The sequence below is a fragment of the Amycolatopsis lurida genome (genome assembly GCF_900105055.1).
Taxonomy (GTDB): domain Bacteria; phylum Actinomycetota; class Actinomycetes; order Mycobacteriales; family Pseudonocardiaceae; genus Amycolatopsis; species Amycolatopsis lurida.
The window spans coordinates 265,873-278,746 of record NZ_FNTA01000004.1 but is presented as its reverse complement, the minus strand read 5'-3'; the positions used below and the strand labels follow the sequence as shown (position 1 = coordinate 278,746).

At 68.8% G+C, this 12,874-nt stretch carries 11 protein-coding genes; 6 read left to right on the top strand and 5 right to left on the bottom strand.

Features of this window, described 5'->3' with window-relative positions; all coding sequences use genetic code 11:
* Positions 1-276: 276 nt before the first annotated feature.
* Positions 277-786, bottom strand: a complete 510-nt coding sequence (locus BLW75_RS06600; protein ID WP_034316495.1) for an HAD domain-containing protein — start codon at positions 784-786, stop codon at positions 277-279.
* A gap of 85 nt (positions 787-871) precedes the next feature.
* Here BLW75_RS06600 and BLW75_RS06595 point away from each other — a divergent pair, with 85 nt between their 5' ends.
* Positions 872-2,455: an FAD-binding oxidoreductase gene (locus BLW75_RS06595; RefSeq protein WP_034316494.1), complete on the top strand. Its 1,584-nt coding sequence runs from the start codon at positions 872-874 to the stop codon at positions 2,453-2,455.
* On the opposite strand, the gene BLW75_RS06590 is transcribed toward BLW75_RS06595, so the two are convergent.
* A complete protein-coding gene (locus tag BLW75_RS06590; RefSeq protein WP_034316493.1) occupies positions 2,430-3,353 on the bottom strand; it encodes a LysR family transcriptional regulator in 924 nt (307 codons plus the stop codon). The genes BLW75_RS06595 and BLW75_RS06590 overlap by 26 nt on opposite strands.
* Before the next feature lie 120 nt (positions 3,354-3,473).
* Between BLW75_RS06590 and BLW75_RS06585 the strand changes: the two genes are divergently transcribed.
* A complete protein-coding gene (locus tag BLW75_RS06585; protein ID WP_034316587.1) occupies positions 3,474-4,856 on the top strand; it encodes a M20 family metallopeptidase in 1,383 nt (460 codons plus the stop codon).
* Positions 4,856-6,130, top strand: coding sequence for an MFS transporter (locus tag BLW75_RS06580; protein WP_241783815.1), 1,275 nt, complete (start codon positions 4,856-4,858; stop codon positions 6,128-6,130). The genes BLW75_RS06585 and BLW75_RS06580 overlap by 1 nt, the downstream gene beginning before the upstream one ends.
* A 418-nt stretch (positions 6,131-6,548) precedes the next feature.
* Here BLW75_RS06580 and BLW75_RS06575 read toward each other — a convergent pair whose 3' ends face one another.
* From BLW75_RS06575 to BLW75_RS06565, 3 genes are all read right to left on the bottom strand, one after another.
* Positions 6,549-7,793 carry an HNH endonuclease signature motif containing protein gene (locus tag BLW75_RS06575; protein WP_034316491.1) on the bottom strand — a complete coding sequence of 415 codons (1,245 nt, stop codon included), beginning with the start codon at positions 7,791-7,793 and terminating at the stop codon, positions 6,549-6,551.
* A gap of 259 nt (positions 7,794-8,052) precedes the next feature.
* The gene (locus tag BLW75_RS06570; protein ID WP_034316490.1) at positions 8,053-9,636 is read right to left on the bottom strand and encodes an AMP-binding protein; all 1,584 of its coding nucleotides are present in this window, start codon (positions 9,634-9,636) and stop codon (positions 8,053-8,055) included.
* An 80-nt stretch (positions 9,637-9,716) separates the two neighbouring features.
* The gene (locus tag BLW75_RS06565; RefSeq protein ID WP_034316489.1) at positions 9,717-10,277 is read right to left on the bottom strand and encodes a TetR/AcrR family transcriptional regulator; all 561 of its coding nucleotides are present in this window, start codon (positions 10,275-10,277) and stop codon (positions 9,717-9,719) included.
* A gap of 126 nt (positions 10,278-10,403) precedes the next feature.
* On the opposite strand from BLW75_RS06565, the gene BLW75_RS06560 reads away from it, so the two are divergent.
* The 3 genes from BLW75_RS06560 (at position 10,404) to BLW75_RS06550 (ending at position 12,833) form a co-directional block, all read left to right on the top strand.
* Entirely contained in the window at positions 10,404-11,108 is a 705-nt protein-coding gene (locus BLW75_RS06560) for an alpha/beta fold hydrolase (RefSeq protein ID WP_034316488.1), read from the top strand.
* 63 nt (positions 11,109-11,171) lie between these two features.
* Complete coding sequence (locus BLW75_RS06555; RefSeq protein ID WP_034316487.1) at positions 11,172-11,816, top strand: flavodoxin family protein; 645 nt, start codon at positions 11,172-11,174, stop codon at positions 11,814-11,816.
* On the top strand, positions 11,817-12,833 hold the full coding sequence (locus BLW75_RS06550; protein WP_034316486.1) for a LacI family DNA-binding transcriptional regulator: 1,017 nt from the start codon (positions 11,817-11,819) through the stop codon (positions 12,831-12,833).
* Positions 12,834-12,874 lie beyond the last annotated feature (41 nt).

Genomic DNA, 12,874 nt, shown 5'->3' with positions numbered 1-12,874 from the left:
CGCGGCGGTCAGGGACTTCCGGAAGCGTCTCGGCCTCCGGGGACGTTGTGACAACGTTGGCAACATCTGCTCGACACCCTTCTCCGGGGGCGGCCGCCTCGGCGGAGGTGCGCCTCCCGCTGGACTTGTGCAGGCGTGAAACCACGACCCCGTGGCCGGGGGAACCGGTGTGAGCCGGGCCACGGCTGGCCGTCAGATGTTTTTACATCGTTGATACAACGTTGTAAACCGTCGAAGGCCTCGAATCGGTCCTGGACGGGAAAGCTGTCCTGCGTGTCAGGAGTGGCGGGATTCCCGCAGCCACTCGCCGACTACGCGGTAGTCGGCGCCGGTCAGACCATGTCGGGGATCGACGCGGTGCAGCAGGGCCTGTCCGGCGTGGTGGCCGGACACCCAGTCGCGATCGATCTCGGAGATCTCGTCGTCGACCCAAGCGAACGGGCGGCCCCGGGCGTGCTCCAGCAGGGGCCGGGTCTTCCAGTGCAGACCGATGCGGGCGTCGGCATCGTCGGTGTCCGAGGACTCGGGCCAGTCCAGCACCGGCAAGCGGGGCAGTCCGAGCCTCGGGGCGAGGGAGTCGTTGGCGTCGTGGAGCCACGTCGTGGCCCAGACGAGTTCTCCGGGGAGTGCTTTCAGCTGCACCCCGCGCGAGGGATCGAGCCTGCCCAGAAGCGGGTTCTCGTCCTCTAGTGGCGAGGGCGCGAACAGCGGGTAGCGGGAAGGCTCCAGTCCGAACGGAATGAGCGGGCCATCGACATCGAGGTAGATCAGCGGACCTGGTGCCACGGCGGCACACGTTATCGGTATTCGTTGACACGGTAACTGACCGATAAGTAACTTACTGGGGAGTCAGATCAACCGGAGGGCGACGATGCCGACCGAAGAGCGGTCTTGGTGGGGCTGGGGCACCCTCGACGGCGAACTGTCCCGAGAGGAGTCCGACGCGCTGGTCGCCCGCACCGCGGGTGTGCTGCCCGGCCACGACTTCACCGACCACGCCCCGCCCGACCCGGCGGAGCTCGGCGTCCCGGCCTCGCGGATCCGCCCGCCCGCGACACTCGCCTCGCTGTGCAGTGACGGACCGGCCGACCGGCTGTCCCACGCCCGCGGCAAGGCGTTCCGCGACGTCGTCCGCAATCTGCTCGGGCAGGTCCACCACGTCCCGGATCTGGTCGCCCGCCCGCGCACGGAGCAGGACGTCGTCGACCTCCTCGACTGGTGCGCCGCGTCCGGTACCCCGCTGATTCCCTACGGTGGAGGCAGTTCCGTGGTCGGCGGGGTCGAACCGCGGTTCGACGGCCCGGCGGTCTCGATGGATCTGGCGGGCCTCGGCGACGTGCTCGAAGTGGACACGGTCAGCCGAGCGGCGCGGATCCAGGCCGGGATCTTCGGGCCGGCGCTGGAAGACCGCCTTCGTCCGCTGGGGCTGACCCTGCGGCATTTCCCGCAGTCATTCGCCCATTCGACGCTCGGTGGCTGGCTCGCCACCCGCGCGGGCGGGCACTACGCCACTCTCGCGACGCATATCGACGATCTCACCGAAGCGCTGCGCGTCGTCACGCCCGCCGGAATCAGTGAATCGCGACGCCTGCCGGGCTCGGGTGCCGGTCCTTCGCCGGACCGGATGTTCCTCGGCTCCGAGGGCACACTCGGCGTGATCACCGAAGCCTGGATGCGCCTGCAGGACCGGCCGGTGTGGCAGGTGACCGCGTCCGTCACCTTCGAACGGCAGGAGGACGCGGTCGCCGCCACCCGCGTGATCGCGCAGTCCGGGCTCCATCCGTCGAACTGCCGGCTGCTCGACCCGGCGGAGGCGCTCATCAACGCGGGCGCGAGTGTGGGCGGAGGTCTCCTGCTGGTCGCGTTCGAATCCGCCGACCACCCGGTCGACCCCTGGCTCGACCGAGCGCTGGAGCTGGCCGCCGGTCACGGTGGTGTCGTGAAAGCCAGGCGCAGCAAGAATTCCGCCGGTCAGGACAGCGCTTCGACGTGGCGGTCGTCCTTCCTGCGGATGCCCTATCAACGCGACGCGCTCGCCCGCCGGTCGCTGATCGTGGAGACCTTCGAGACCGCGTGCACCTGGGATGGTTTCCCGGAGTTCCACGACGCGATCACCTCGGCGGCGCGCGCCGCGATCGACGAGGTGTGCGGCGGCGCCGGGGTCGTCACGTGCCGGTTCAGCCACGTGTACCCCGACGGTCCCGCGCCCTACTACGGGATCTACGCCGCCGGGCGCTGGGGCAGCACCGTCGCCCAGTGGGACGAGATCAAGGCCGCGGTCTCCGAGGCGATCGCGGGCCACGGCGGCACGATCACCCATCACCACGCCGTCGGCCGCGATCACCGGCCCTGGTACGACAGGCAGCGTCCCGGCCCCTTCGCCGCCGCGTTCGCCGCCGCGAAGGCCGCGCTCGACCCGGCCGGGATCCTCAATCCGGGGGTGCTGATCGGCTGACCGGCGGGCGGACGAACGAGGTCAGCAGCGCGGTGAACCGCAAGGCCGCCAAGGACAAGGTCCGGCCCGCCATGGTCTGCACCTGGGCCTCGCGTTTGCGGAACACGGCGTTGTCGAGCAACACGTAGGCGACGCCTTCGGTGGCCGCGTCCTGCTCGATGTCACCCAAGCCCCCGACGAGCGCGATCCCGCCGCCGCACCGGACGAACTCGTACTTCGGGCTCAGTTCGTTGCACTCCAGCACCGGATGCGCCGCGAGATTCTCGATCCGGGCGGCGATGTCGAACAGGTCGCGCAGACTCTGCCCGGGCGCCGGGAGCGCGAGCGGATGACGGCACAGTTCGGCGAGTTCGACGGAGTCGCGACCGGTCAGCGGATGACCGAGCGGGACGATCGCGTACACCGGGACGACGACCGCGCTCTCGACACGCACCCCGTGCTGCGGCCCGGTCGCGAACGTGACGGCGACGTCGGCCGCGCCTTCGAGCACACGTCGAGTCGCTTCTTCTCGGGTGACGACGTCGATGTGGAAGGTGACGTCGTGTTCGCGCCGGAAGGCGGCGACCGCCTGCGGGACCACGCGGCGGGCGAACCCCTCGGAACAGGCGACCGTCAGGGACCGGGCGTGCAGTCCGCGGCCGGTGCGGAGTTCGTCGACGAGAACGGCCGATTCGGCCTCGCTGCGCCGGACGTGGTCGAGCAGCCGGGTGCCGGCCTCGGTCGGCACCATGCCGCGCGGATGGCGGACGAACAACGGCACCCCGAGCCCCGCTTCGAGTTTGGCGATCTGGCGGCTGATCGCCGAGGGCGCCACCGTCAGTTCCGTCGCCGCCTCGGACACCGAGCCGGTGCGGGCGACTTCGAGGAAGTACGTCAACGCGATCGGCAGTAGTCGCATCAGGTCTCCGCAGGTTTGCCGCAATGAGAACGCGGAGCACGGTAAACGGCAATGGTCCGGATCCGCAAACCGACTTACGCTCCTCTGCGACACTCGACGAGCGAATCGGGAGACAACACAGTGATCCCCGCGGAATTGGTCGCGAAGGCCCACGAGCACGTCGACTCGGGAGCGTTCTTCGCCGAACTCGCCGAGCTCGTCCGGTATCCGACTGTGAGTGATCATCCAAACGGCCGCGTTGCCATCAAGGCATACCTCGACGAGGTGCTGGCCCCGGCGCTCACCGCGCTCGGCTGTTCCGTGGCGATCCATCCCAATCCGGATCCCGGCGGCGGCCCGTTCCTGATCGGTACCCGGATCGAGTCGCCAGAGTTGCCGACACTCCTGTGCTACGGCCATGCCGACGTCGTCGACGGGCACGAAGGCCGGTGGAGTGACGGCCGAGACCCGTGGACGCTCACCGCCGACGGCGAACGCTGGTACGGCCGCGGTTCGGCGGACAACAAGGGGCAGCACCTGATCAACCTGACCGCGCTCAGGCTGCTCCTCGCCGAGACGGGTTCGCTCGGGTTCAACCTCAAGTTCCTGTTCGAGACAGGGGAGGAGATCGGCTCGCCGGGCCTGGACGAGTTCGTCTCGGCGCACCGGGAGGCACTGAGCGCCGACGTCCTCATCGCGTCCGACGGCCCGCGCCTGGACGCGGCGACGCCGACGCTGTTCCTCGGCGCGCGGGGCAGTGTCCGGATCGCCCTCGACGTCGACCTCCGACCTGACGCCTACCACTCGGGGAACTGGGGCGGCGTGCTGCGCAACCCCGCCACCACCCTCGCCGGGGCGATCGCCTGTCTCGTCGACGGGCACGGCCGCGTCCAGGTGCCGGAACTCCTGCCGCCCGACCTCCCGGACAGCGTCCGCGCGGCGCTCGCCGAACTCGAGATCGGGACCAAACCGGGCGATCCGGCGCTGGACGCGGGCTGGGGCGACACCGGTCTGACCGCGGCGGAGCGGCTGTACGGCTGGAACACCCTCGAAGTCCTGTCGCTCGGCGCCGCGGACATAGACCGGCCGGTCAACGCCATCCCCGGCCGCGCACGCGCGATGCTGCAACTGCGCTACGTCGCGGGCACCGACGTCGACAGGGTGGGCGAGGCGATCAGGGAACATCTTTCCGCACAAGGGTTTTCCATGGTCGATGTCACCGCCGAGGGCAGCTTCCGTGCCAGCCGTACTCCTGTCGACGACCCGTGGGTCGGCTGGGCGAAGGGCGTCCTCGACGAGGTTGCCGACCGGCGAGTGGCGATCCTGCCGAGCTTCGGCGGGGGATTGCCGAACCACGTGTTCACCGACCTTCTCGGCCTTCCGACGCTGTGGCTGCCGCACTCCTATCCCGGATGCCTGCAACACGCGCCCGACGAACATCTGCTCGCGCCGATCGCCCGTGAGGGAATCGTCCTCGCCGCGGCACTGTTCCACGCGCTCGGACGGCGCGGCGGGGAGGCATGATGAGCGAGCGGACGGTGGCCAGGCCGCGCACGCCGCCCTCCACACGGCGCGCGATCGCCGCCGCGACCATCGGCAACGCGCTCGAATGGTTCGACCTCGGCGTGTACGCGCTCATGGCGGCCTACATCGGCAAGACCTTCTTCCCTGGCGGGAACGCCGCCGTCCAGCTCGTGCAGGCGTACGCGGTCTTCGGCATCACGTTCCTCGTGCGTCCGCTCGGCGGTCTCGTGCTCGGCGCCTACGCCGACCGGTTCGGCCGCAAGAAGGCGCTGGTGCTGACCATCTGGCTGATGGTCGCCGGGACGTTCCTGCTCGCGGTGATGCCGAGCTACGCGACGATCGGCTTCCTCGCTCCGGTCGGCGTGATCGTCGCGCGGCTGATCCAAGGCTTCGCCGCGGGCGGGGAATTCGGGGCGGCCACGTCGTTCCTGATCGAACAGGACGATCGCCGCAAAGGCTTCCTCGGCAGTTTCCAGTTCGCCAGCCAGGGTTTCGCGACACTGATGTCCGCCGGATTCGCCGCCGGGCTGACCGCTTCGCTCAGCGCCGACGCGATGACGTCCTGGGGCTGGCGGATCCCGTTCGTCTTCGGGCTGCTCGTCGGCCCGGTCGGTTACTACATCCGGCGCCACGTCGACGAACCCGAGGCTGCGAAGGAGGATCAGCCGAAGTCCACGCCGGTCCGGACGCTGTTCCGCTTCCAGTGGGGCGGGCTCCTGATCGCCGGTGGAGCGCTGGTCGTCTCGACCTCGCTGAACTTCATCCTTCAGTCGCTGCCGACGTTCGCGATCAAGAACCTCGGCCTGGACGACTCGCTGTCGTTCGTCGCCTTGATGATCACCGCCGCCATCCTGACCGTCGTGACACCGATCGTCGGGCTGCTCACCGACCGGCACGGCCGCATCAGGATCATGATCGGGGCCGCCGCGGTGATCGGGGCCGGCGTGGTGCCGCTGTACCTGTGGGTCACCACCTCGCCGTCGTTCCTGACCCTCACGATCACGATGACGATCCTGGGGCTGCTGAAGGCCACCTACTTCGGCGCGCTTCCGTCGGTGATGGCGGACGTGTTCCCGGCGCACACCCGGGCGACGGGACTTTCGTTCGCCTACAACGCCACTGTCGGGATCTTCGGCGGGTTCACGCCGACCATCGCGACCGCGATGATCGCGGCCACCGGATCGCCTGTTTCGCCTGGTTACTATCTTTTGGCGACGGCATCGCTGAGCATCGTCGCGCTGGTCGCGGCGAATCGGCGGCGCGGGATTCGCTGAAGCCAGGCGGTGTGGCCGCGGTTGGCGAGGGTGTCGTGAAAGCCCCTTTCGGGACATCTGTTGCGGGGCGAAGGCAACCTGGCGTGCCGGAGTTGGTGACAGGAGCGGGATTCGCCGAAGAGGTCGTGAGTGGTAAGGGGCGTTCTAACCGTCCTTATCACTCACGACCCCACGGTCGTAGTCCCCGCCCGGCCTCGGCTGTGAGTCCCATGCCCGCCGCCGGCCTGTGAGGCCTTCACGGCAGTGAGACGATCACGACGTATTTGCGTTACCTCTCAATAGCGTCGCGAAAGCGGCTTCGCGACGCGCCTTGGCGCCAGGTCGTCGCACCGGGCGCTGCGAGTGCCGAAACCGATCGTGTCCGCTCCGGGCACGCCGAAGGGCCCGTCGCCGGTGTGGGCGGCAGGCTCTTCGGGTTTCAGCGGTGGTTGTGGCGGGGTGTTTGTAGTGGGTCGAGGTATTGGGGTGGGATGAATTCGGGTCGTCCGTTGGTCATCTGGACTTTCCAGCCGGATTGGCCGTGGATGACCATGTGGTGGTAGCGGCAGAGCAGACAGAGATTGTCGAGGTCGGTATCGCCGAGCTGGCCCCACGGCAATATGTGGTGGGCTTCGCAGTGTTTGGGTCGTCGATGACATCCCGGAAAGGCGCAGCCGTGGTCACGGAGGTTCAGCGCCCGGCGTTGTGCGGGACTGATGGACCGGGTGGCGCGGCCGATGTCGAGGGGTTCGCTCTCGGAGCCGAGGACTGCGGGGATGATCTTCGCGTCGCAGGCCAGCATCCGCGCATGCCGTGCGGTGATCTGGGAAACCTCGTCGATGCAGGCGGATCCCAGTCCGGAGGTCAAAGACTCCAGGGGGATGGTGACGACGATGGTGGTGCGATCTCCGGACAGGGTCGGGGCTTTGTCGTTGGTCATGGCGTAATGGATGGCGTCGAAGAGCGCGTCACCATGACGTTCGCCGGGAGTGCGGGGGTCGCGGTTGCCGTCCTCGTCGACGGGTCTTCGTTGTCCCCAGGTTTCGAACAACGCGTTGGCGCGGGCTCCGAATTCGGGGTCCAGCAGGCCGTTGAGGCGCCACCAGCCGTCGTCACGTTTGCGGAGGGACACCTCACGTGACGGTGGTGTCAGGTCCTCGTCCTTCGGTTCATTGCCGTCGGGGTCGAGGTGGGCGAGGAGTTCCGCGCCGACGTTGGTGATCTCCTGTGGTCCGGCGTGGCGGGCCAGGGTCACCAGGATCTGTTCGGCGCCGGTCCGGTCGTCGTCTGTGGCGTCGGCGGGGATTTTCTTCAGCACGGCGAGGATCGGGTCGAGTTGCTGGTGCCCGAGGTCGCCCTCCGCGGCCGCGGCCCCGGCGATCGGCGCGGACGCCGGGGCGGGAGTGCCATCGAGATTTCGGCTCTCGTTCAACGCCAGCGCTCGCGCGACGGCGTCGCTGGCTTCTTTGGGGCTGATGCGGGCGGTTTCGGCGAACCAGCCCGCGGTCGAACCATGCCCGAAGAGTTCCATCGGGCCGCGGGATTCGATCTCGACCAGGAACTGCCCGACCTCCGCCAAAGCCTGTCGTGCCACCGACAATCGCTCGATCACGCCGTGCGCGAGTTCGCGCGCACCGGCGCGCCACAGCTCCTGTGGCGGTTCGAGGATGCGTTGACTGGACACCCCACAAGAATACCAGGAATCGAACAAGTGTACGAATGTGAAGAGTACTCCGGAATTGTTTTCGCATTCTGGCGATGTGGGCGGGGTAACCTGGGCGTGCCAGAAATTGTTGAGAGGCAAGGAAAGCGAGGCGGGGGCAAACCCCCTTTTCGCACCGTCTGCTTGCCTGGCCCTGCAGGTAGGGAGGGACCTTTGCTACCTTGTCGACCGCCTCTTCCTGTCCCATGACAACTTATGACGAGTCCGATGTGGACAGAAGTCACAGCTCCCGCAGCAGATATCGCTGCAGTTTCCCGCTCGGGTTGCGCGGCAACGCCTCGATGAACCGCACACGCCGGGGGTATTTGTACGGCGCCGCGGTCGCCTTGGCGTGATCCTGTAGTGCTCGCACCAGATCCGCGCCCGGCTCGATACCGGGCCGGGGGACGACGAACGCCGTCACGACCGAGCCTCGATCGGGATCCGGTGTGCCGATCACGGCGCATTCGTCCACGTCCGGGTGCGTGAGCAGGACCTCCTCGACCTCGGGGGCGGCGATGTTGTATCCGGAAGAGATGATCATGTCGTCGCTGCGCGCGACGAAGCGGAAGTAGCCGTGGGCGTCGCGGACGTAGGTGTCACCGGTGAAGTTCCAGCCGTCGCGGACGTAGTCCTGCTGGCGCGGGTCTTCGAGGTAGCGGCAACCGGTGGGCCCTCGCACCGCCAGGAAACCGGGAGTGCCGTCGGGAACGGGCGAACCGTCGGTGTCGAGAACGGCCGCCTGGTAGCCGGGCACGACCTTTCCGGTGGCGCCGGGACGCACGTCGCCGTCGGCGGCGGAGATGAACACGTGCAGCATTTCGGTACTGCCGAGCCCGTCGATGAGCGGCCGTCCGACGGTTTCCCGGTACTGCTCGGCCACGGGGGCGGGAAGTGACTCGCCCGCCGAGACGGCCCGGCGTACTCCGGCCAGCGAATGTCCGTCGCCGGCGTTGAGGATCGCCCGGTAGGCGGTCGGGGCGGTGAAGAGGACGGTGACGTTCCTTTCGGCGACGATGGCGGCGAGTTCCGCCGGGGTGGCGCGCTCGACGAGCAGCGTCGCCGCGCCCACGCGCAGGGGGAAGACCAGCAGACCGCCGAGGCCGAAGGTGAAGGCCAGGGGTGGCGTACCGCAGAAGAGATCGTCGGACACCGGGCGCACGACGTGGCGGGAGAACGTGTCGGCGATGGCGAGCAGGTCACGATGGAAGTGCATCGTCGCCTTCGGGGATCCCGTCGTGCCGGAGGTGAAGGCCAGCAGGGCGACGTCGTCGGCCGCGGTCGGGACGTCGGCGAACGTCGCCGGATATCGGTCCGCGCGGGTGGCGAGTTCGGTTCCGTAGGACACGACGGGGAGATCGGGCGGGAGTTCGTCCAGCAACCGCTCGTCGCAGACCGCGACCGCGGGCTTCGCGCGGACGGCGATCTTGTCGAGTTCGGTGCGCCGCAGCATCGGCATGGTCGTGACGGCCACCGCGCCCGCCTTGAGCACGGCCAGCCAAACGGTCGCGAGCCATGGGGTGTTGGTGCCCCGCATCAGCACTCGGTCTCCGGGAACGACCCCGAATTCGGTGACCAGGACGTGGGCGACGCGGTTCGCGCGGGCCAGGACTTCGCCGTATGTCCACGTTTCGGCGGGGGAGAGCAGGCATGGCCTGTCGTGGCCGAGCCGCGCGGCGGTGTCGTCGAGCAGCGCGGTCGCGGCGTTCAGCCTGTCGGGGTACCGGAGTTCCGGCAGGTCGAACACGAACTCCGGCCACTGCTCGGCGGGCGGCAGCCGGTCGCGGCAGAACGGGTCGACGTGCGCGCTGGGAGAAAGCCTCATCGTCGCCGCTCCTCGGTCCGGCTGTGCCCCCTTCCGCGAAGGTAGCACTTGTTACGACCGTCGAGAAGACGCGATGAAGGTCAGGGGACGAGGTCGGCCACGGCTCGGCGCAAAGTGGCGCGCACGGTCTCGGCGTCGTCGAGGTTCCCGCCGTGAAGCGCGCCGTCGCGGAGGAGGACGAGGGTGCGGGCGGCGTGCTCGGGATCGGCATGGCCCGCGTCGCGCGCCAAATCGCGAAGCACGCCGAAGAACCAGTCCCGGTGGTCGGCGATGACCTGGCGCACCTGGTGCGCGGGGTCGGGGTATTCGGCCGCCGCGTTGAGGAACTGGCAGCCGCGGAAGTCGTCGTCGAGCGTCCGGTCGCCGATGATGCCCAGTGCGGCGAGCAGTGCTTCGCGGGCGGGCTTCCCTTGTGTCACCGCGTCGACGCCCGCGCGGATCCGCTCGCTCGTGGTGCTCAGGTAGGCGGCGACGAGGTCGTCCTTGGTGGGGTAGTGGCGGTAGAACGTCGCCCTGGTCACGGCCGCTTCGGAGACCAGGCGCTCTACGCCGACGGCATGGATGCCTTCGGCGTAGAACAGCCGTGACGCTGTCTCGAGCAGCCGGATCTTCGGGTGGACGTCCCGGTCGACAGTCGGCATTCCCCAACTTTAGAGAAAGAACGGTCATTCCACCAGGTCGGCTTCGTCACGTTGCGGAAGACCTCTCGAGCGAGCATTGTTCAGGCAGAAAGACCGATCGTTCTCCCTGAATTTGAAGGAGTCACCATGAGCAACCAGAAGCCCACCATCGTCCTGGTCCACGGCGCTTTCGCCGACTCGTCCAGCTGGAACGGCGTCGTCCCGAAGCTGCGTGAGCAGGGCTATCGCGTGCTGGCCGCCGCGAACCCGCTGCGCGGGATCGAGTCCGACGCGGACTACGTCGCCGACGTCGTCAACGGCGTGGACGGCCCTGTGGTGCTGGCCGGGCACTCCTACGGCGGCGTGGTGATCAGCCGCGCGGCCACCGCCGCGCCGAATGTCAAGGCGCTCGTCTACATCGCCGCCTTCCAGCCGGAGGCAGGGGAGAGCGTGTTCGAGCTGTCCGGCCGGTTCGAAGGCGGCAAGCTCGGCCCGGACACCACGAACGTCCTGGCCGCCCAGGGTGAGTTGTCGATCAAGCCCGAGAACTTCTCGGACGTGTTCGCGGCCGACGTCCCCGTGGAGACCGCCGACGTCATGGCGGTCACCCAGCGCCCGGTCACCGAGCGCGCGCTCGCCACTCCGTTCGACGGCGAGCCGGCGTGGAAGAACCTGCCGTCGTGGGCGCTGGTCGCCGAGCAGGACCACGCGATCCCCGCCGCCGCGCAGGCGTTCATGGCCGAGCGTGCCGGTTCGGAAGTCACGACTGTCGCTGCTTCGCACGCTGTCTCGGTCTCGCGGCCGGACGTCGTCGCGGAGATCGTCCTCGCGGCGGCCGCCAAGGTCGCTTGACAGGGGAAACCCTCCCCGGAGAGACTGCTAAAACGTTTTGGCAGTCTCTCCGGGGAGAACCGCATGAAGGTCTTGGTGCTCGATTCGAGCCCGCGTCGGGAAGGCAACTCCTGGGCGCTCGCGCAGGCACTGGCCAAGGGGGCGGAAGAAGCAGGACACGCGGTCGGCTTCGTCCGCCTCTCCGATTTCGTCGAGTCGCCGCTGGGTGACTGCCGCGAGTGCCGGTCGAGCGACCGCTCCTGCGGCATCGGGGACGGCTACGAGCGCCTGCTGTTCGACCACGTGCTCCCGGCGGACGCGATCGTCTACGCGACACCGCTGCACTGGTACGGCATGACCGGGCGCCTCAAATCCTTCTTCGACCGGCTTTTCTGCTACACCTCCGGCAGTTCTCCGCATACCTCGGAGGTCGTGCCGGGGTTGATGCACAAACGCGCCGCGGTGCTGATCTCGTGCGAGGAGAGCTACCGCGGCGCGACGCTCGGCCTGGAGGCCCAGTTCCAGGAACTCACGCGCTATCTGCGTCAGGACCTCGCCGGGATCGTGGTCGGCGTCGGCAACAGCCGGGGCGAGGTGGAGCGCGATCCGGCGCGGCCGCTGGAGGCGGCGGCGGACCTCGGCCGTAGGCTGGGCGACGCCCATGTCACCGACTATCGGCTGGACACCGACCGGCCGAACCGCGTTTGGGGACCGCCCGTGGAGGCCTGAGTGTCGCCGACCATCCGTGACGTCGCCGCCGCCGCGGGAGTTTCGATCACCACCGTTTCCCATGTGCTCAGCGGGCAGGGCCGCATCTCCGAGGAGACCCGGCGGCGCGTCGCGCGGGCGGCGGCCGAACTCGGTTATCAGGCCAGCGTGCACGCGCAGCAGTTGGTCACCCGGCGCAGCCGTACCTTGGCGATCCAGCTCGCGAATTCGGTCGACGCGAGCAGCGCCTGCGCGCTCGTGCCCAATTCGGACTACTTCCTCGAAGTCCTCAACGGCGCGGCCGAGGCCGCGTCGAAACGTTCGTACGCCCTGCTCCTGACTCCGGCGGACGCCGACCTCGACCGGCTGAACGCCTTCGCCGTCGACGGCGCGATCCTGGTGGATCCCCGCGGAGACGAGCCTTTCTTCGCGACCGGCTGGTGCCAGGACCGGCCGCTGGTGACCGTCGGACGTCCGATGGCGGCGCCGTGCCCGGTGCCCGTCGTCGTCGACAACGATCTGGTCGCGGCCGCCCGGCTGATGCTGGATCACTTGGCGGACAACGGTTTCGAGCGGCCGTCGATGATCACCACCGACACGGCCCGCTCGTACGCGGCCGATCTGGTCGCGGGGTACACCGGCTGGATGGCGGACCGGGGCCTGGAGCCGGTGGTGGTCGAGATCGACGAACCGCCCACCACCGAAGGCACGGCGGCGGCACTGGGCAGGCTCCTCGACCGGCGGGTGTGCCCGGACGCAGTCTTCACGACATCGGAGAACCTCGCTCTCGGTGTCCTTCACGAGGCCCGCCGCCGACGGCTGGAGGTACCCGGCGTGCTCGGGATCTGCAGCGCGGTGGACAGCGGTTCGCTACGGCTCGTTTCGCCGCAGGTGACCGGGATGTTCGTGCATCCCCGCGACGTGGGCGGCCGAGCGGCGACGGCGTTGATGGATCTCGTCGAGGGGGTGGCCGGGGACCGGCCGCACCGGATCGAGGTTCCGGTGCGGCTGAACGCGCGGGATTCGACCTCTCGCTAGCTGAAAGGCGCTTTCACCGCATGCGATGCGACGAAAGCGCC

Bases quoted from the DNA above. Each gene is read 5' to 3' on its own strand.
- BLW75_RS06595 (WP_034316494.1), top strand. From the start codon at position 872: ATGCCGACCGAAGAGCGGTCTTGGTGGGGCTGGGGCACCCTCGACGGC.
- BLW75_RS06560 (WP_034316488.1), top strand. From the start codon at position 10,404: ATGAGCAACCAGAAGCCCACCATCGTCCTGGTCCACGGCGCTTTCGCC.
- BLW75_RS06565 (WP_034316489.1), bottom strand. From the start codon at position 10,277: ATGCCGACTGTCGACCGGGACGTCCACCCGAAGATCCGGCTGCTCGAG.
- BLW75_RS06590 (WP_034316493.1), bottom strand. From the start codon at position 3,353: ATGCGACTACTGCCGATCGCGTTGACGTACTTCCTCGAAGTCGCCCGC.
- BLW75_RS06580 (WP_241783815.1), top strand. From the start codon at position 4,856: ATGAGCGAGCGGACGGTGGCCAGGCCGCGCACGCCGCCCTCCACACGG.
- BLW75_RS06555 (WP_034316487.1), top strand. From the start codon at position 11,172: ATGAAGGTCTTGGTGCTCGATTCGAGCCCGCGTCGGGAAGGCAACTCC.
- BLW75_RS06570 (WP_034316490.1), bottom strand. From the start codon at position 9,636: ATGAGGCTTTCTCCCAGCGCGCACGTCGACCCGTTCTGCCGCGACCGG.